Origin of the sequence: Variovorax sp. ZS18.2.2 (genome assembly GCF_024701975.1) — a bacterium.
Taxonomy (GTDB): Bacteria; Pseudomonadota; Gammaproteobacteria; order Burkholderiales; family Burkholderiaceae_C; genus Variovorax.
Genome location: NZ_JANLNM010000001.1, coordinates 196,077 through 212,987 on the forward strand (window position 1 = coordinate 196,077; position 16,911 = coordinate 212,987).

The 16,911-nt window shown below is 67.7% G+C and carries 19 protein-coding genes; 5 read left to right on the plus strand and 14 right to left on the minus strand.

Going from position 1 to position 16,911, the window contains the following annotated elements; genetic code table 11:
* The first annotated feature begins 3 nt into the window (after positions 1-3).
* From NU688_RS00945 to NU688_RS00965, 5 genes are all read left to right on the plus strand, one after another.
* A complete protein-coding gene (locus NU688_RS00945) occupies positions 4-795 on the plus strand; it encodes a xanthine dehydrogenase family protein subunit M (RefSeq protein ID WP_257858676.1) in 792 nt (263 codons plus the stop codon).
* Between the two features lie 64 nt (positions 796-859).
* Positions 860-1,762 (plus strand): MoxR family ATPase, encoded by a 903-nt coding sequence (locus NU688_RS00950; protein WP_257858677.1) that lies wholly within the window; start codon positions 860-862, stop codon positions 1,760-1,762.
* Positions 1,763-1,790: 28 nt separating this feature from the next.
* Positions 1,791-3,005, plus strand: coding sequence for a VWA domain-containing protein (locus NU688_RS00955; RefSeq protein ID WP_257858678.1), 1,215 nt, complete (start codon positions 1,791-1,793; stop codon positions 3,003-3,005).
* A gap of 29 nt (positions 3,006-3,034) precedes the next feature.
* Entirely contained in the window at positions 3,035-3,727 is a 693-nt protein-coding gene (locus tag NU688_RS00960) for a CoxG family protein (protein ID WP_257858679.1), read from the plus strand.
* A gap of 13 nt (positions 3,728-3,740) precedes the next feature.
* Positions 3,741-4,754, plus strand: coding sequence for an XdhC family protein (locus NU688_RS00965; RefSeq protein WP_257858680.1), 1,014 nt, complete (start codon positions 3,741-3,743; stop codon positions 4,752-4,754).
* Positions 4,755-4,774: 20 nt separating this feature from the next.
* Here NU688_RS00965 and mnhG read toward each other — a convergent pair whose 3' ends face one another.
* The 14 genes from mnhG to NU688_RS01035 form a co-directional block, all read right to left on the minus strand.
* Complete coding sequence (gene mnhG, locus NU688_RS00970) at positions 4,775-5,167, minus strand: monovalent cation/H(+) antiporter subunit G (RefSeq protein ID WP_257858681.1); 393 nt, start codon at positions 5,165-5,167, stop codon at positions 4,775-4,777.
* On the minus strand, positions 5,164-5,442 hold the full coding sequence (locus tag NU688_RS00975) for a K+/H+ antiporter subunit F (RefSeq protein ID WP_257858682.1): 279 nt from the start codon (positions 5,440-5,442) through the stop codon (positions 5,164-5,166). The genes mnhG and NU688_RS00975 overlap by 4 nt, the downstream gene beginning before the upstream one ends.
* Entirely contained in the window at positions 5,439-5,930 is a 492-nt protein-coding gene (locus NU688_RS00980) for a Na+/H+ antiporter subunit E (RefSeq protein ID WP_257858683.1), read from the minus strand. The genes NU688_RS00975 and NU688_RS00980 overlap by 4 nt, the downstream gene beginning before the upstream one ends.
* Entirely contained in the window at positions 5,927-7,636 is a 1,710-nt protein-coding gene (locus tag NU688_RS00985; RefSeq protein WP_257858684.1) for a monovalent cation/H+ antiporter subunit D, read from the minus strand. Before NU688_RS00985 ends, NU688_RS00980 begins: the two co-directional genes overlap by 4 nt.
* Positions 7,633-7,995, minus strand: coding sequence for a Na+/H+ antiporter subunit C (locus tag NU688_RS00990; RefSeq protein WP_057589595.1), 363 nt, complete (start codon positions 7,993-7,995; stop codon positions 7,633-7,635). Before NU688_RS00990 ends, NU688_RS00985 begins: the two co-directional genes overlap by 4 nt.
* On the minus strand, positions 7,995-10,937 hold the full coding sequence (locus NU688_RS00995) for a monovalent cation/H+ antiporter subunit A (RefSeq protein WP_257858685.1): 2,943 nt from the start codon (positions 10,935-10,937) through the stop codon (positions 7,995-7,997). The genes NU688_RS00990 and NU688_RS00995 overlap by 1 nt, the downstream gene beginning before the upstream one ends.
* Positions 10,938-11,015: 78 nt before the next feature.
* Complete coding sequence (gene crcB, locus NU688_RS01000; protein ID WP_257858686.1) at positions 11,016-11,393, minus strand: fluoride efflux transporter CrcB; 378 nt, start codon at positions 11,391-11,393, stop codon at positions 11,016-11,018.
* Positions 11,394-11,470: 77 nt separating this feature from the next.
* Entirely contained in the window at positions 11,471-12,784 is a 1,314-nt protein-coding gene (locus NU688_RS01005; protein WP_042582394.1) for a TRAP transporter large permease, read from the minus strand.
* 52 nt (positions 12,785-12,836) lie between these two features.
* Positions 12,837-13,370, minus strand: a complete 534-nt coding sequence (locus tag NU688_RS01010; protein WP_257858687.1) for a TRAP transporter small permease — start codon at positions 13,368-13,370, stop codon at positions 12,837-12,839.
* Between the two features lie 9 nt (positions 13,371-13,379).
* On the minus strand, positions 13,380-14,348 hold the full coding sequence (locus NU688_RS01015) for a TRAP transporter substrate-binding protein (RefSeq protein ID WP_257858688.1): 969 nt from the start codon (positions 14,346-14,348) through the stop codon (positions 13,380-13,382).
* A gap of 166 nt (positions 14,349-14,514) precedes the next feature.
* Complete coding sequence (locus tag NU688_RS01020) at positions 14,515-14,835, minus strand: helix-hairpin-helix domain-containing protein (protein WP_257858689.1); 321 nt, start codon at positions 14,833-14,835, stop codon at positions 14,515-14,517.
* Positions 14,836-14,975: 140 nt separating this feature from the next.
* Complete coding sequence (lapB, locus tag NU688_RS01025; RefSeq protein WP_257858690.1) at positions 14,976-16,154, minus strand: lipopolysaccharide assembly protein LapB; 1,179 nt, start codon at positions 16,152-16,154, stop codon at positions 14,976-14,978.
* Complete coding sequence (locus NU688_RS01030) at positions 16,144-16,482, minus strand: lipopolysaccharide assembly LapA domain-containing protein (protein ID WP_257858692.1); 339 nt, start codon at positions 16,480-16,482, stop codon at positions 16,144-16,146. The genes lapB and NU688_RS01030 overlap by 11 nt, the downstream gene beginning before the upstream one ends.
* A gap of 49 nt (positions 16,483-16,531) precedes the next feature.
* Positions 16,532-16,855 (minus strand): integration host factor subunit beta, encoded by a 324-nt coding sequence (locus tag NU688_RS01035; RefSeq protein ID WP_013540224.1) that lies wholly within the window; start codon positions 16,853-16,855, stop codon positions 16,532-16,534.
* Positions 16,856-16,911: the final 56 nt, after the last annotated feature.

The window sequence follows — 16,911 nt, forward strand, 5'->3', positions numbered from 1 at the left end:
ACCATGTACGCCTTCACACTCGAACGGCCAGCCACCGTGGCCGATGCGGCCAAACTCGTTGCAGCGGGCGCCAAGCCGCTCGCCGGCGGCCAGACACTGCTCGCCTCCATGAAGCTCAGGCTCTCCGCGCCCGAGCAACTGGTGGACCTGAGCGGCATCAAGGAGCTCACCGGCATCAAGAAGGACGGCAGCACCATCACCATCGGTGCGATGTCGCGTCACCTCGACGTGGCCAACAACGCCGATGTGAAAGCCGCCTATCCGGCGCTGGCCGACCTGGCCTCGCGCATCGGCGACCGGCAGGTGCGCGCGATGGGCACCATCGGCGGCTCCGTGGCCAACAACGATCCCGCGGCGTGCTATCCGAGCGCGGTGCTGGGCTCCGGCGCCACGGTCATCACCTCGAAGCGCGAGATCGCGGCCGACGATTTCTTCCAGGGCCTGTTCACCACGGCGCTGGAAGAAGACGAGCTGATCACCGCGATCCGCTTTCCTATCCCGAAGCGTGCCGTGTACGAGAAGCTGCGCCAGAAGGCCTCGAATTTCCCGCTCGTCGGCATCTTCCTCACGCAGTACGACAGTGGCGTGCGGGTGGCCGTCACCGGCGCGGGCAATGGCGTGTTCCGCCATGCGGGGCTCGAGGATGCGCTCAACAAGAGCTTCACCGCGGCAGCCGCTGCGGCGGTGAAGATCGATGCGAGCGACCTGAACAGCGACCTGCATGCCTCGGCCGCCTACCGCGCGAACCTGATCAGCGTGCTGACGCAGCGCGCGGTGACCAAGGCGCTGGGCTGAAGCCGCACACGCAAGCCGCCCACCGGAAGGCGCGAGGCCCTCGCGTCTTCCGCTACCCTTCGCCATGATCTTCCCGACCATCGATTCCCTCTCCGAAGGCTTGATGCAGGCCGGCTATTTCGCCGACCGTCGCCTGGCGACCGCCGTGTTCCTCGCGCTCAAGCTGCAGCGGCCGCTGTTGCTCGAAGGCGAGCCGGGCGTCGGCAAGACCGAGTTGGCCAAGGCGCTGTCGAAAGCGCTCAGCCGCGAGCTGCTGCGGCTGCAGTGCTACGACGGGCTGGAGCAGCGCGAGGCGCTCTACGAATGGAACTACGCCGCGCAACTGCTGCACATGCGCGCGGCCGAAGCCACCGGCGCAGCACGCGATGTGGAGGCCGAGGTCTACCAGCCGCACTACCTGATCCGCCGCCCGCTGCTGCAGGCGCTGCAGACACCCGCCCCTGGTGCGGTGCTGCTGATCGACGAGGTGGACCGCGCCGATGAGCCCTTCGAAGCCTTCCTGCTCGAATACCTGGGCGAATACCAGGTGAGCATTCCCGAACTCGGCACGGTGCGCGCGGTCGTGCCGCCGGTCACCATCCTCACGAGCAACCGCACGCGCGAACTCAACGATGCGGTGAAGCGCCGCTGCCTCTATCACTGGCTCGACTATCCCGAACGCGAGCGCGAGCTGGCGATCGTGCGGGCCCAGGTGCCCGAGGCCGGCGAGAAGCTTTCGGCGCAGGTCGCCGCCTTCGTCGCACGGCTGCGCGATGCGCCGTTCATCAATGCCTTCCAGCGCGCACCCGGCATCGCCGAGAGCGTCGAGTGGGCGAGGGCGCTGATCGCGCTCGATACCGTCGAGCTCGACCCCGAGGTGGTGGTCGACACCGCCGGCATTCTCTTCAAGCAGCGCGACGACGTGGCGGCGCTCACGCGTGAGCTGGCGTCGGACCTGCTCAAACCCGAGGAGCCGGTCGCGCCTTGAGCGCGACCGAAAAGCGGGGCCGTTGCACATGGCCGGCATCCAGCAACTCGGCGACGTCCGCAGCGGCAAGCTGGCCGGCAACATCACCGCCTTCGGCCGCGCACTGCGCCGTGCCGGTGTGCGCACCGATGCCATGCGCATCGCGCTCGCCGCCGAAGCGGTCACCCTGGTGGGCGTGGAAGACAAGCTCGACCTGAGCGCCGCGATGGAAGCCGTGATGGTCAGCCGCGAGCAGGACCGCATGGTGTTCCGCGAACTCTTCGATGCCTGGTTTCGCGACCCCGAGCTGGCCAACAAGTTGCTCGCACAGATGCTGCCGAGTGCCGAAGGCAAGGCCGAGCCCTCCAAGCGCCGACCGCGTGTGCGCGAGGCGCTGACCGCGCCGCGCGACCCCGCGAAGCCGGCCGTGGCCGCCAAGCCCGACAAGGAAATCGAGTTCGATGCTGCCATGACATCGAGCGACCGCCAGCGCCTGCAGCATGCGGACTTCAACGCGCTCGGCGCCTCCGAGTACCGGTTGGTCGAACGGCTCGCGCGCGACGTGACGCTGCCGATTCCTTCGCTGCCCTCGCGGCGCCTCCGCGTGGCGGGCGATGCGGGCCAGCAGCATGCGCGCATGCACTGGCCCGGCGTGCTGCACGAGGCCGCGCGCACCGGCGGCGAGATCCTGCGCCTGCCGCGGCTGGCCCGGCGGGAGCAACCCTTGCAGCTCCTGGTGCTGGTCGACGTGTCGGGCTCGATGGAGCGCTATGCGCGCCTGCTGCTCGCGTTTTTGCATGCGTCCACCCGGCGGGCCGGGCGGCGCGACGTGTTCGCCTTCGGCACCCGGCTGACCGACCTGACCCCGGCCTTCCGGCTGGCCGATACCGACGCCATGCTCGGCGCGGCCAGCCTCGCCATCGACGATTTCGCGGGCGGCACGCGGCTGGGCAGTTCGCTGGCCGAACTCCGGCGCTTCCATGCGCGCCGCCTCACGGGCCGCCGCACGCTGGTGCTGGTGATCAGCGACGGCCTGGACACCGGCGAACCCGCCGTGCTGGAGAACGAGCTGCTGTGGCTCAAGCGCCATTCGCGCCGGCTGCTGTGGCTCAACCCGCTGCTGCGCTTCGAGGGCTACGCCCCTCTGGCGCGTGGGGCCACCGTGTTGCACCGCCATGCGGACGCGATGCTCGCGGTTCACAATCTCAGCGCCCTCGAACAACTCGCCGCCAGCCTCGCCGCGCTGATGCGGTCCGGTCGTTAGACCCCGGAACAAAACAAGGAAGACCCACCATGGAAATGCTCGGAAACCGCCGCCTCGGCGTCACCCAACAACAGGCCTGGGAAGCGCTCAACGACCCCGAGACGCTCAAGAAGTGCATTCCCGGCTGCGACAAGTTCGAGCTCACCGGCGACAACCAGTACAGCGTGGGGCTCGCACTGAAGATCGGCCCGGTGTCGGCCAAGTTCAGCGGCAAGGTGGTGCTGTCGGACATCGTGGCGCCCGATGGCTACAAGCTCACCTTCGAAGGGCAGGGCGGCGTGGCGGGGTTTGCCAAGGGCTCTTCGAGCGTGACGCTCCGGCCGCTGGCCGGCGCCGCCGAAGCGGCTGTCGTGCCGGCGGTGGCCGAAGCCCAGGCCGAAGTCGCACCAGCGGCAACGCCGGAAGCCGCCCCCGCGGAAGCCGCGCCTTCGCCGGCCGGCTGCGAACTCGACTACACCGTGCAGGCGCAGGTCGGCGGCAAGATCGCCCAGCTGGGCCAGCGCCTGATCGACGGCGCAGCCAAGTCCACTGCCGACGATTTCTTCAAGCGCTTTGAAGCCGAAATGCAAAGTCGCTATGGCCCGCCGCCCGATACTGTCGCCACCGGTGAAACCACCGAGGCACCGGCCGAGAAGTCCGGTGTCATGTCCGGTCTCATGAAGAAGATCGGTCTCGGCAAGAAGGACGACAAGGACGCGCCCGCCGCACCGGACGCAAACTGAATACGACCACGCCATGGAAAACCTCGACGTCATGGTCCTGCGCACGCTGCGCGACTGGCGGCATGCGGGCAAGCGCGCGCTGCTGACCACCGTGGTGCGCACCTGGGGCTCGTCGCCGCGCCCGGTCGGCTCGATCATGGCGCTGGCGGATGACGGCGCGGTGGTCGGATCGGTCTCGGGCGGCTGCATCGAGGACGACCTGATCGCGCGCTACAGCCGCGCACATGGCAACGCCGAAGAGGTGCCCCTGGGCGCGCCGCCCTCGCTCGTGAAGTACGGCATCACCGCCGACGAGGCGCACCGCTTCGGCCTGCCCTGCGGCGGCACGCTCGAACTGCTGCTCGAGTACGACCCCGACGCCGCCTCGCTCGACACCCTGGTGGCCGAACTCGAAAAAGGCCGGCTCATGCAGCGCACGGTGACGCTCGCGACCGGTGCGGTGAAGCTCACCGAAGCCACGGCGCCCGACGAGCTCAAGGTCGACGACACCGAGCTCACCAACACCTTCGGCCCCGAGTACCGCATGCTGCTCATCGGTGCCGGCCAGCTCGCCGAGTACCTCGCGACGATGGCCAAGTTCAGCGGCTTCGCGGTCACGCTGTGCGACCCGCGCGCCGAGTACCGCACCGCGTGGTCGCTGCCGGGCGTGACGATCACCACCGAGATGCCCGACGACGCGGTGCTGGCCTTCCGGCCCGATCGCCGCAGCTGCGTGGTCGCGCTCACGCACGACCCGAAGCTGGACGACCTCGCGCTGCTCGAGGCCTTGCAGAGCGACGCCTTCTACGTGGGTGCCATCGGCTCGCGCCGCAATGCCGAGGCGCGGCGCGACCGCATGATCGAGCACTTCGACCAGACCGACGAATCGCTCGCGCGCCTGCGCGGCCCGATCGGCATCTACATCGGCAGCAAGACGCCGCCGGAGATCGCGGTGAGCGTGATGGCGGAGATCCTTGCGGTGAAGAACACGGTGCCGTTGCCGCGCGAGATGGAAGTGGCACGCGCCAAGGAGCGCCTGGCCGCCTGAGGACGGCGCAGGCCGTTCTTCTACTCTTCCTCGGCCATCCGCTTCGGAATCGGCACCTGATCCGACTGCGCCGCGGCAGGCACGTCGCTGCCCTTTTGCCGCTCGCGGAACAGCGCCGCGCGCATCAGGAAGATGGTGGTGACCGGCGTGGTGAGCGCCACGAACAGCACGATCAGCGCTGCGTGCAGGAAGAGGCCGTTGCTCTGCACCGAGAAGTAGACGATGGTGGCAACCGTCATCGACCACACGCCGCCGGTGGCGCCCAGCGTGGGCGCGTGGATGCGGCGAAAGAAGGTCGGCAGCCGCACCAGGCCGAAGGAGCCGATGGCAGCGAACGCGGCGCCCATCACCACGAATACGGCGGTGACGATTTCGGCCCAAAGAGGCAGGGGCCCCAGAATCGTGTCGCTCATTCGATCACCTCCCCGCGCAGCAGGAACTTGGCCATCACCGTCGAGCCCACGAAGCCGAACAGTGCGATCAGCATCGCGGCGCCGAAGTACACGTCGCTCGCGTAGACGATGCCCAGCGCCAGCATCATCAGCATGCCGTTGATGTAGAGGCAGTCCAGCGCCATCACGCGGTCTTGCGCGGAGGGGCCGATCAGAAGGCGCGCGACGGCGCAGAGCATCGCCACCGCCAGCAGGAACAGCGCGAACTTGAGCGACCAGAAAAGGATGGGCGTCATGATTCGAAGATCTCCATCAGCGGGCGTTCGTAGCGGGTCTTGATCTGCGCGATGAAGGCTGCTTCGTCCTCCAGGTCGAACACGTGGATCAGCAGCACGCTGCGGTCGAAGGCGACCTCGCCCCAGGCGGTGCCGGGCGTGAGGCACATGATCATGGCGAGCACCGCGAGGCCGTTGGGGTCGCGCATGTCCAGCGGAATGAGGACGAACTTCGAGTGGATGCTTTCGCTGCGCCGCACGAGCAGCGCGCGCGTCACCGCGAACACCGAGTGCGACATGTCGTAGAGCACGACCAGCCAGAGTTTCAGCGCCACGCCGGGGCGGCGCATGCGCACCGTGGCGGGCCGCAAGCCCTTGGTCAGCAGCGGCACCGCGATGGCCAGCAGCACGCCGGACACCAGCGTGCTGGCCTCGACCGACTGGTTGAGCAGCAGCCAGACAATGAAGAGCGCAAAGGAAAGCGGCGGCGAAGGAATCAGGCGTTTCATGGCGTGGCGCCTTTCACTTCAGCCTTCGGCGGGTTCGGCACCTGCCGCGCGCTCATCACCGCCGCGCGGTAGGCGCTGGCGGTGCGCAGGCCCTCGGCGGTGGCCATCGCATGGCGCATGACCGGTTCCGCCCACACGGTGAGTGCGATGCACGCGGCGATCAGGCCGGCCACGGGCAGCACCTCGACGGCGGGCAGTGAGGGCAGGTTCGCATGCGGCTGGGTCCAGAAGTGGCGGATGCCGGTGCGCGTGAGCGCGATCAGCGCGAGGAAGCCCGAGGCGATCAGCAGCACGAGGAATGTCCAGCCCGCGGTGGTGAGCGCAGCGCTCCCACCGAGGAGACCCGAGAGCATCGCGAACTTGCCCACGAAGCCCGACAGCGGCGGAAGCCCCGTGAGCAGCAGCGTGCAGATCATGAAGCTCAGGCCCAGGAAGGCGACGCCGGCCGGAATGGCGCGGCCGTAGAGCGCCTGCGCGTCGTCGTCGAGGTTCACATCGTCGAGCGCGCGCAGGTCTTCCGCGAGAAAGGGCGCGTTGCCCGCGGCCTCGTGCGGCGCCACGCTCATGCCGGCGTTGCGCCAGCGCTCGATCATGTCGATGAGCAGGAAGAAGGCGCTCACCGCGAGCGTCGAACTCAGGAGGTAGAACAGCGCGCCGGCCCAGACGGCCGGCTGGCCCAGCCCCACCGCCGCGAGCAGCGTGCCGGCCGAGATCAGCACGCTGAAGCCCGCGAGGTTCGACAGGCGCTGCGTGCCGACGATGCCGATGGCGGCGACGAAGAGCGTGGCGATGCCCGCGCCGATCAGCACCACCTGGCCGAACGCCGCCGAGTCGCCGGTATCGGGCGCGAAGAGCACGGTCCACAGGCGCAGCACGGTGTAGACACCCAGCTTGGTGAGCAGCGCGAACACCGCGCCCACCGGCGACACCGCCGCGCTGTAGGCCGGCACCAGCCAGAAGTTGAGCGGCCATGCGCCGGCCTTGGCGAAGAAGGCGGTGAAGAGAATGGCCGCGGCCGCGTGCACCAGGCCGCGGTCGGCCGGCGCGATCTGGGCGATGCGCATACCCAGGTCGGCCATGTTCAGCGTGCCGGTGGCGCCGTAGAGCATCGACGCGCCGATGAGGAACAGCGACGAGGCCGCGAGGTTGATCGCGATGTAGTGCAGTCCGGCCTGCACCCGCAGCCGTCCGGAGCCGTGCAGCAGCAGGCCGTAAGAGGCGGCCAGCATCACCTCGAAGAACACGAAGAGGTTGAACAGGTCGCCGGTGAGGAAGGCGCCGTTCAGGCCCATGAGCTGCAACTGCAGCAGCGGATGGAAATGCACGCCCGCACGGTCCCAGCGCGAGGTGGAATAAATGGAAGCGGCGAAGGCGACCACGCCGGTGAGCGCCACCATCATGGTGGAGAGCCGGTCGGCCACCAGCACGATGCCGAAGGGCGCGCGCCAGTTGCCGGGCAGGTAGACGCCGATGGAGCCCGGCCCGCCGCCGGTGTCGGCCGCGTTCACCCAGCGCAAGAGAGCAAGCGCGGCCAAAAGGCCCACCAGGCCCGAGACCACGCTCAGGAACGACTTGGCGCGGCGCCGGTTCTCGCCCAGCAGCAGCATCAGCGCGGCGGTGAGCATCGGCACCAGGATCGGCACCGCCACCAGGTGCGGCATGCTCACCTCGAGCAACTGGTCGAGCAGGCGGAAGAGTTCGCTCATTCGCGGGCCTCTTCCTGTTCCTGGCGCTCTTCGCCATCCACGTGGTCGGTGCCCGTCAGCCCGCGCGAGGCCAGCAGCACCACGAGGAACAGCGCGGTCATCGCGAAGCCGATGACGATCGCGGTGAGCACCAGCGCCTGCGGCATCGGGTCGGCGGTGTTGGCGAGCGTGGCCGCGAAGCCGGGGATCAGCACCGGCTCGCTGTCGACCTTGAGCCGGCCCATGCTGAAGATGAAGAGGTTGACCGCGTACGAGATGAGCGTGAGGCCCATGATCACCTGGAAGGTGCGCGGACGCAGCAGCAGGTAGACACCCGAGCCGGTGAGCACGCCGATGGCGAGGGCGAGCACGATTTCCATCAGTGCGCTCCCTCCACGGCCTCGGATTCGGCCTGTGCTTCTCTTTCAGCCTGCTCGTCGGCCCAGCGATGGCTGCGGATGGACTGGTGAGCCAGCGCGGTGAGGATCAGCATGGTGGCGCCGAGCACCAGCGCGAACACGCCGATGTCGAAGAAGAGGGCGCTGGGCACATGGATGTCGCCCAGCACCGGCAGGTGCAGATGGGCGGTATGCGTGGTGAGGAAGGGATAGCCGAAGAACACCGCACCGCTGCCGGTGGCGAGCGCGAACAGGAGCCCGACGGCGATCCAGCGGCGCGGGTAGATGCGCAGGTGCTCCTCGACCCACTCGGTGCCCGAGACGATGAACTGCAGCACCAGCGCCACCGACATCACCAGCCCCGCGACGAAACCGCCGCCCGGCGCGTTGTGCCCGCGCATGAAGAAGTAGACCGACACCAGCACCGACAGCGGCAGCAAGAGGCGCACCAGCACGGCCGGCACCATGAGGTAGCCCACGGCGGTGTCCTTGGCGCGGCGCGGGTTCAGCAGATCGCTGCTGCCGTCGTCGGACTGCGCGCGCTGCTGCGGCGGCAGCGCCATCGATTCGATGGCCGGGCGAAAGCGCCTGAGCAGTGCGTACACGGTGAGCGCGACCACGCCGAGCACGGTGATCTCGCCGAAGGTGTCGAAGCCGCGGAAGTCGACCAGCATCACGTTGACCACGTTGGTGCCGCCGCCCTCGGTGAGCGCGCGCTCCAGGAAGAAGGGCGAGATGCTCTGCGGGAAGGTGCGCGTCATCATGGCCCAGGCCAGCGCCGCCAGCCCGCTGCCGGCCACGATGGCCACCAGCAGGTCGCGCCCGCGCCGGCCCCAGGGGCGAAGGCGGGCGCGCGCGGTCTGCACCGCGTCCTTGCTGCGCATCGGCAGCCAGCGCAGGCCCAGGAGAATCAGCACGGTGGTCACCGCCTCGACCACCAACTGCGTGAGCGCAAGGTCGGGCGCCGAGAACCAGATGTAGGTCACGCATGAGACGAGGCCCGCGCCCGCGGCCAGCATCAGCGCGGCGAGGCGGTGGAACTTGGCCTGCCAGGCCGCGGCGATCGCGCAGACGCCGCCGATCAGCCAGGTCATGGCGAACATCGGCGAGAACGGCAGCAGCTCGCGCGTGCCGGGGCCCGATGGCGTTTGCATCAGCGCGGCGAAGGCGCCGGCCACCGCCACGACCACCAGCAGCAGGAGCTGCGTCTGCATGCGGCGCGTGCCGAAGAGGCGGCGGCTGCGCCGGCCGGCTTCGCTCAGGAGCGCAAGCAGGTGCTCGAAGATGACCTGGCCGTCGAAGCGGTGCAGGAGCGGTGTGTGTTCGAGGCCGCCACCCGCGCGGCGGCGGCGCTGCAGCAGGTAGAGCGCCGCGCCGCCCGCGAGGGCGACAAAGCTCATCACGAGCGGCAGGTTGAAGCCGTGCCACACGGCCAGGCTGTATTCGGGCAGCGTGCCGCCGACCACCGGCGTGGCGGCCGCCGCCAGCATCGGCCCCACGGACCACGCCGGCGCCACGCCCACCACCAGGCAGATCAGCACCAGCAGCTCGACCGGCACGCGCATCCAGTGCGGCGGCTCGTGTGGGTGCTTGGGCACTTCGTCGCCGCAAGGCGGGCCGAAGAACACGTCGAACACGAAGCGCGCCGAATACGCCACGCTGAAGATGCCGGCGATGGTGGCGATGACGGGCAGGCTGAAATCGACCCACGGCGTGGACTGGATGAACACCGTCTCGGCGAAGAACATCTCCTTCGAGAGAAAGCCGTTGAGCAGCGGCACGCCGGCCATCGAGGCGCTGGCGATGATGGCCAGCGTGCCGGTGATGGGCATGAGCCGCATCAGGCCGCTCAGCTTGCGGATGTCGCGCGTGCCGGTCTCGTGGTCGATGATGCCGGCCGCCATGAAGAGCGAGGCCTTGAAGGTCGCGTGGTTCATGACGTGGAAGACAGCGGCCACGGCAGCGAGCGGGCTGTTCAGGCCCAGCAGCAGCGTGATGAGCCCGAGGTGCGAGATGGTCGAGTAGGCCAGCAGCGCCTTCAGGTCGCGCTGGAACATCGCGATGAAGCCGCCCAGCAGCAGCGTGATCGCGCCCGCGCCGCCCACCAGCCAGAACCACTGCTCGGTGCCCGAGAGCACGGGCCACAGGCGCGCCATGAGGAACACGCCCAACTTCACCATCGTGGCCGAGTGCAGGTAGGCCGACACCGGCGTGGGCGCGGCCATGGCGCGCGGCAGCCAGAAGTGGAACGGGAACTGCGCGCTCTTGGTGAAAGCGCCGAGCAGCACCAGCACCAGCGCGACCGGGTAGAGCGCATGCGCGCGGATGAGGTCGCCCGAGGCCAGCACCACGTCGAGCTCGTAGCTGCCGACGATGCGGCCCAGCACCAGCACGCCGGCCAGCAGGCACAAGCCGCCCGCGCCGGTGACGGTGAGCGCCATGCGTGCGCCGCGCCGCGCGTCGCGCCGGTGGTGCCAGTAGCCGATCAGCAGGAACGAGAAGAGGCTGGTGAGCTCCCAGAACAGCACCATCTGGATCAGGTTGCCCGAAAGCACCACGCCCATCATCGCGCCCATGAACGCGAGGAAGAACGAGAAGAAGCGCGGCACCGGGTCGGAGGCCGACATGTAGTAGCGCGCATAGAGCACCACCAGCGCGCCGATGCCCAGCACCAGCATGCAGAAGAGCCACGCGAAGCCGTCCATGCGGAACACGAGGTTCAGGCCCAAGGCGGGGAGCCATTCGATCTCTTGCCGCAGCACGTTGCCGTGCGCAATCTGCGGGAAGAACCACGCGGTCTGGATGGCGCAGCCCAGTGCGACTAGGCCCGCGAGGGTCGACTCCCTGTCGCGCGCGTTGGACGGCATCAACGCGGCCAGCACGCTGGCGATGAAGGGGAGGGCGACGAGAAAGACCAGTGGCATTGTGGTCAATTCTATCGACCGACCCCTTCGCGGCCCTTATCTATAACCGCAGGACATAAGGCGGTTTTAGCTGCAGGTTCAGCCCGAGAAGGCCTGCACGGTGCGAAGGCCCAGCCACGTCATGCACAGCGAACCGCCCAGGTGCAGCGCGATCGTGCCGAGCGCCAGGCCGAACCGGCCGCCGACGAGCATGCCGACGACTTCGGCCGAGAAGCTGGAGAAGGTGGTGAGCGTGCCGAGGAACCCGGTGATGACCATGAGCCGCCACGCGGGGTCGATGTCCGGAAGGCCGTTGAAGAAGCCGATGGCCACACCGATGAGATACCCGCCGATGAGGTTGACCGCGAGGGTGCCCCAGGGGATCGCGCTGCCCGGGTTGAGCCAGAGCGCGAAGCCCCAGCGCAGGAGGGCGCCGATGCAGGCGGCGAGGCAGATGACGAAGGCGTTTAGCAGCATGCGCGTGACTTTATCTGCTTGCGGTCTTGCCCCCTCTCCCCAAGGGGCGAGGGGACAACACAAAGCCCGCAGCCTCTCTATTTCTCCTTGCCCATGACCACGTCCGGCAGGATCGTCACGATGCTCGGGAAGAGCGTGATCAGCACGATGCACAGCACCAGGCAGAAGAAGAACGGGATCGCCGCCTTCGCGATCACGTTGCTGTCCTTCCCCGTCATGTTCTGCAGCACGAAGAGGTTGAAGCCCACCGGCGGCGTGACCTCGGCGATCTCCACCAGCAGCACGATGAAGATGCCGAACCAGATGAGGTCGAAACCGGCCTTCTGGATCATCGGCAACACCACCGCGCTGGTGAGCACGATCATCGAGATACCGTCCAGCGCCGTGCCCAGCACCAGGTACACCACCACCAGCGCGCCGATCAGCGCGTAGGGCGACAGGTGCATGCTGTCGACCCATTCGGCCAGCTCCCGCGGGATGCCGGTGAAGGCCATGGTCTTGGTGAGGAAGGCCGCGCCCGCCAGGATGAACATGATCATGCAACTGGTGCGCGTGGCGCCCATGATGCCGTCCTTGAAGTTCTTCCAGGTGAGGCTGCGTCCATAGGCCGCTATCGCCAGCGAGCCGAGCACGCCGAAGGCCGCGCACTCGGTGGCCGTGGCCCAGCCCGCGACCAGCACCCAGACGATGAAGACAATCAGCAGCGCGCAGGGAATGAGGTTGCCCGAGAGCCGGATCTTCTGCATGAAGGTGGTTGGCGGATCGGCCGGTGGCACCTGGTCGGGATTGCGCAGGCTCCACCAGCCGATGTAGCCGGAGAACAGCAGCATCAGCAGGAAGCCCGGCAGGAAGCCGGCCAGGAAGATGCGGATGATCGACGCGTCGGCCGCCACGGCATACACCACCATCGTGATCGACGGCGGAATCAGGATGCCCAGGGTGCCCGCGGTGGCGAGCGAGCCGATGGCCAGCTTTTCGTTGTAGCCGCGGCGCTTGAGTTCCGGCAGCGCCACCTTGGCGATGGTGGCGCAGGTGGCGGCCGAGGAGCCCGAGACCGAGCCGAACACGCCGCAGCCGAGGATGGTGGTGTGCATCAGCCGCCCGGGCACGCGGTTGAGCCAGGGGCGCAGGCCCTCGAACATCTCTTCGCTGAGCTTGGTTCTGAAGAGGATCTCGCCCATCCAGATGAAGAGCGGCAGCGCCGCGAGCTCCCAGCTCGCGTTGCTTTCCCAGAAGGCGGAGAACAGGTTCTTGCCCGGCAGCGTGTTGGTGAAGAAGGCCTGGCCGACCCAGCCGACGATGGCCAGGGTCATCGCGATCCACACGCCGCCCGCCAGGAGCAGCAGCATGATCCCGAGCAGCAGGGCGCCCATCCAGAGGTTTTCGAACATCGGGTGTCTTGGTGTTGTAGTGGTCGTCGTTCGGAGGTTCAGACGTCGAGCTTCAGACGTCCGAAGAGAAGTCGCCCGCGGCGTGGCGCTCTTCGATGGCGCGCTGGTAGCTCGGCTTCTCGCCGCGCACCACGCCGACCAGCTCGTCGAGCATGGCGATCAGCAGCAGCCAGCAGCCGATCACGAAGGTCGATTGCGGAATCCAGATCGGAATGACCACCAGGCCAGTCGCCATCTCGGCGAACTCGTAGCTCTCGTAGGTGAAGCTGGTGGCCCAGTAGGTGAGATAGGCCACCGACACCGCCGCGATCAAGAGGCAGGTCACATCGAGCGCACGCCGCGCCTTGGGCGACACGGCTTCGAGCAGCAGCGTCACGCGCACGAAGTCACCGTGGCGGAAGGCATGCGCCATCGCGAAGAACGCAGCGGCGGCGCAAAGCCAGGAGACGATGTCGTTGAGCCCGCTCACATGCCAGTTCATCTGCCGGCCCACGCCGGCCAGGATCATCAGCACGAAGATCAGGAACACGCAGAACGCGCCGAGCGCGCCTGCACCGTCGTACAGGCGGTCGAGGAAGCGGCGCATCGCCTATTCCTACTTTTTCTTGTAGGCGTCGACGATGGCTGCACCATCCGCGCCGGTGGCCTTGAGCCAGTCGGCCTGCATGATGCCGCCGACCTGGCGCATGTCGGTGTCGAGCTTGGGCGAAGGCTTGTGCACCTTCATGCCGCGCTCGGCCAGCAGGCGCTTATATTCGTCGTTCTTCTCCTGCGCGATCTTCCAGCCGCGGGTTTCGGCATCGGCCGCGGCCTTGGTGACGGCGGCCTTGGTGGTGGCGTCGAGCGCGTCGAAGGCCTTGGCGTTCACGAGGATCGCGTTCTTCGGGATCCAGGCCTGCGTGTCGTAGAAGTTCTTGATGTGCTCGTAGGTCTTGGTGTCGTAGCCGGTGGAGCCCGAGCTCATGTAGCTCTCGATCACGCCGGTGGCCATGGCGGCGCTGAGTTCGGCCTGCTGGATCTGCACCGGCTGCGCGCCGATCAGTTCGGCGATCTTGGCGGTGGCCGGGCTGTAGGCGCGCCACTTGATGCCGCGCAGGTCGGCCACCGAGCTGACCTCCTTCTTCGAATAGATGCCCTGCGGCGCCCATGGCACCACGAACAGCACCTTGATGCCCTGCGCCGCGAGCAGCTTCTCCATGGCGGGCTTGGAGGCGTCGTACAGCTTCCTGGCTTCGGGGTAGGTGGTGGCCAGGAAAGGCACGCCATCGAGCGCGTAGATCGGGTTTTCGTTCGCGTAGTTGGCCAACAGGATCTCGCCGGCCTGCGCCTGGCCGCTTTGCACCGCGCGCTTGATTTCGGGCGCCTTGAACAGCGATGCATTGGCATGCACCGTGATCTTCACTTTGCCGCCGGTGGCCGCGTCCACGTCTTTGGCGAACTGCGTGATGTTTTCGGTGTGGTAGTTGGTCGCGGGGTAGGCGGTGGGGAGGTCCCACTTGGTCTGCGCGAAGGCCGCGGCGCCCAGGGTGAGGCCCGCGATGGCAATGCCGAACTTGTGATTCATGAACGCGCTCCGGAATGTGGTGAAAGCAAAACGAAAGGAAGCATACGTGCAAATTTCGGGCCACTTCCTGAGGCATTTCCCTGCCATGTGGCGTGCGTGCGGCAGACCGTGCGCGCATGAAAAAGCCGCCTCGGAGGCGGCTTTTGCTGTTGCTACATGCGGGCGATCAGGGCTTGGCAGCCTTGGGGGCCTTCGCCTCCTTCGGTGCCGCGGGGGCCGCACCGCCGAACGCCTGGCCGTTCACCGTGAGACCTTCGGCGGAGAGCTTCTGGGCCTTCTTCTCCTTCACGCCCTTCACACGTTGCATGAGGTCGGGCCAGTCCTTGAATTCGCCTTGCTTGCGCGCCTCGAGGATGCGCTTGGACATCGCGGGCCCGACGCCATTGAGGCCATCGAGCTCGGCTTCGGTGCCCTTGTTGACGTCGACAGCAGCGAACGACGCGACCGCGAACAGCATGGCCGAGAGGGCCAGGATCTTCTTGAACATGATTGAAAAACTCCCTGATTTGTTGGTATGACTGTCAGCCGACAAATGCGTCGGCTGGCGTTCAACGAGACCAGGGAAAGGGGCGTTGACGACCTCGTCGCCCCGGTGACCATTGTTCCGGAACGTGGTCGAAACCTTGCTCAGAGTTCTTCGACGCGGCGCGGCGGATAGCTGTCCCAGGCCTGGCAGCCCGGGCAGTGCCAGAAGTACTGGTGCGCCTCGAAGCCGCAGGCGGCGCAGCGGTAGCGCATCAGCGGGCGGGTGGCTTGGTCGAGCGCGCGCTGCACCTGCGGATGGAACTGCTCGTGCTCGAACTTTTCGCCCGCGAGCCAGCGCGATGCGGCGACCAGCGAGGGCTGGTGTGCGAGATGCGCGATGTAGCCGTCGCGCGGTGCGGGCGGCTGCTGCTCCTCGGCGGCGGTCGTCGTCGACGGCGTGCCGCCCAGGGCGATCAGCGCTTCGAGCACATCGATCGACGGTGACTCGGCATAACGCCGCTGCAGCAGCGCGAGCGCCTCGGCTTCGCGGTGCGCTGCCACGGCGGCTTGCTGCAGTGCGGCAGCGTACAGCGGCAGTGCGAGCGGCGCGGTGTCGCTCAGTGCCACGAGCGTGTCGAAGGCTGCGGCTGCATTGCCGTTGCGCAGTTGCAGGTTGGCGGTGTCGATGGCCGGGCGCGGCGCCTGCGGGGCCAGCTCGACGGCCTGCGCGAGCAGCTTTGCGGCAGCGGGCAGTTCGCCAGCGGCCACGCGCTCGGTCGCCTGCTCGCAGAGGTGATGCGCGCGGCGCGTGGCGTAGCTGGCCTGGTCGGATTCGTCCAGCTTCTGCGCCACGTCGGCGGCCTGGGTCCATTCGCGCGAGCGCTCGTAGATGGCGAGCAGCGAGAGGCGCGCCTCGTTCTCGTAGCGCGTGCCTTCGAGCTTCTGCAGCGCGGCCTCGGCGCGGTCGAGCAGGCCGGCGCGCAGGAAGTCTTGCGCCAGCGCGTGCTGTGCGCGCTCGCGGTCGGTGCGGCTCAGGTCGCCGCGGCCGAGCAGGTGCTCGTGCACGCGCACCGCACGCTGGTATTCGCCGCGGCGGCGGAACAGGTTGCCGAGCGCGAAGTGCAGCTCCTGCGTGTCGGGGTCGTTCTGCACGGCCTCGATGAAGGCGTCGATGGCCTGGTCCTGCTGCTCGTTGAGCAGGAAGTTCAGGCCGCGGAAATAGGCCTTGGGCGCCTGCCGGTTCTCGAGCTTGAGCTGGCGGATGTCGAAGCGCGATGCGAGCCACCCGAGCACGAAGGCGACGGGCAGGCTGATCAGCAGCCAGCTGGGATCAAAGTCCATGTTGACGTACGGCGGGAAGGTCGGTGGCGGAGATGGACGGTGCCGCTGCCGGAGCAGGCACGGCCGTCGGTGCCGTTGTGGAGAGGGCTTCGGTCGCCGATGGTGCTTGAGCTGCAGCGGCGGCCCGGTGTTTCCACCAGCCCGGCAGCATGCCGAGTGCGCCCACCACGAGCCCGCCTGCGAAGGCTGCGAGCACGACGAGCACCAGCGGTGCGCGCCAGTGGGTGCCGAAGAAGAAGTAGACGGTCGCGTCGTGCTGGTTGTTCAGCGCGAAGGCGAAGAGCGTAAAAAAAATGGCTGCCTTGAGCAGCCACAGGAGGTATTTCATAGCCATTCCCGTTGCCGGAGGCATTCTACGTTTGCATCATCCACGCGGATCAGGCCTTGCGGCCCTTGGCTTCCTTGGCGTCGAGCTCGGCGGTCTTCGCGTCGACGGCCTCGCGCAAGGCCTTGCCCGGCTTGAAATGCGGCACCCGCTTTTCCGGAATCTGAACGCTCTCGCCCGAACGCGGATTGCGCCCGATGCGCGGCGGACGCCGGTTGACCGAGAAGCTGCCGAACCCGCGGATCTCGATGCGGTGCCCGCGCACCAGCGCGTCGCTCATCGCGTCCAGGATGGTCTTGACGGCGTATTCGGCATCGCGGTGCGTGAGTTGCGCAAAGCGCGCTGCGAGTTCTTCGACGAGGTCAGAGCGGGTCATAAGAGGCCAGTGCAGAAAACGTGGACGAAAAAAACAGAGCGGCCAAGCTAAGAGCC

Excerpts from the sequence above, each read along its gene's own strand:
- NU688_RS00945 (WP_257858676.1), top strand. The coding sequence starts at position 4 with ATGTACGCCTTCACACTCGAACGGCCAGCCACCGTGGCCGATGCGGCC.
- NU688_RS00950 (WP_257858677.1), top strand. The coding sequence starts at position 860 with ATGATCTTCCCGACCATCGATTCCCTCTCCGAAGGCTTGATGCAGGCC.
- NU688_RS00955 (WP_257858678.1), top strand. The coding sequence starts at position 1,791 with ATGGCCGGCATCCAGCAACTCGGCGACGTCCGCAGCGGCAAGCTGGCC.
- NU688_RS00960 (WP_257858679.1), top strand. The coding sequence starts at position 3,035 with ATGGAAATGCTCGGAAACCGCCGCCTCGGCGTCACCCAACAACAGGCC.
- NU688_RS00965 (WP_257858680.1), top strand. The coding sequence starts at position 3,741 with ATGGAAAACCTCGACGTCATGGTCCTGCGCACGCTGCGCGACTGGCGG.
- mnhG (WP_257858681.1), bottom strand. The coding sequence starts at position 5,167 with ATGAGCGACACGATTCTGGGGCCCCTGCCTCTTTGGGCCGAAATCGTC.
- NU688_RS00975 (WP_257858682.1), bottom strand. The coding sequence starts at position 5,442 with ATGACGCCCATCCTTTTCTGGTCGCTCAAGTTCGCGCTGTTCCTGCTG.
- NU688_RS00980 (WP_257858683.1), bottom strand. The coding sequence starts at position 5,930 with ATGAAACGCCTGATTCCTTCGCCGCCGCTTTCCTTTGCGCTCTTCATT.
- NU688_RS00985 (WP_257858684.1), bottom strand. The coding sequence starts at position 7,636 with ATGAGCGAACTCTTCCGCCTGCTCGACCAGTTGCTCGAGGTGAGCATG.
- NU688_RS00990 (WP_057589595.1), bottom strand. The coding sequence starts at position 7,995 with ATGGAAATCGTGCTCGCCCTCGCCATCGGCGTGCTCACCGGCTCGGGT.
- NU688_RS00995 (WP_257858685.1), bottom strand. The coding sequence starts at position 10,937 with ATGCCACTGGTCTTTCTCGTCGCCCTCCCCTTCATCGCCAGCGTGCTG.
- crcB (WP_257858686.1), bottom strand. The coding sequence starts at position 11,393 with ATGCTGCTAAACGCCTTCGTCATCTGCCTCGCCGCCTGCATCGGCGCC.
- NU688_RS01005 (WP_042582394.1), bottom strand. The coding sequence starts at position 12,784 with ATGTTCGAAAACCTCTGGATGGGCGCCCTGCTGCTCGGGATCATGCTG.
- NU688_RS01010 (WP_257858687.1), bottom strand. The coding sequence starts at position 13,370 with ATGCGCCGCTTCCTCGACCGCCTGTACGACGGTGCAGGCGCGCTCGGC.
- NU688_RS01015 (WP_257858688.1), bottom strand. The coding sequence starts at position 14,348 with ATGAATCACAAGTTCGGCATTGCCATCGCGGGCCTCACCCTGGGCGCC.
- NU688_RS01020 (WP_257858689.1), bottom strand. The coding sequence starts at position 14,835 with ATGTTCAAGAAGATCCTGGCCCTCTCGGCCATGCTGTTCGCGGTCGCG.
- lapB (WP_257858690.1), bottom strand. The coding sequence starts at position 16,154 with ATGGACTTTGATCCCAGCTGGCTGCTGATCAGCCTGCCCGTCGCCTTC.
- NU688_RS01030 (WP_257858692.1), bottom strand. The coding sequence starts at position 16,482 with ATGAAATACCTCCTGTGGCTGCTCAAGGCAGCCATTTTTTTTACGCTC.
- NU688_RS01035 (WP_013540224.1), bottom strand. The coding sequence starts at position 16,855 with ATGACCCGCTCTGACCTCGTCGAAGAACTCGCAGCGCGCTTTGCGCAA.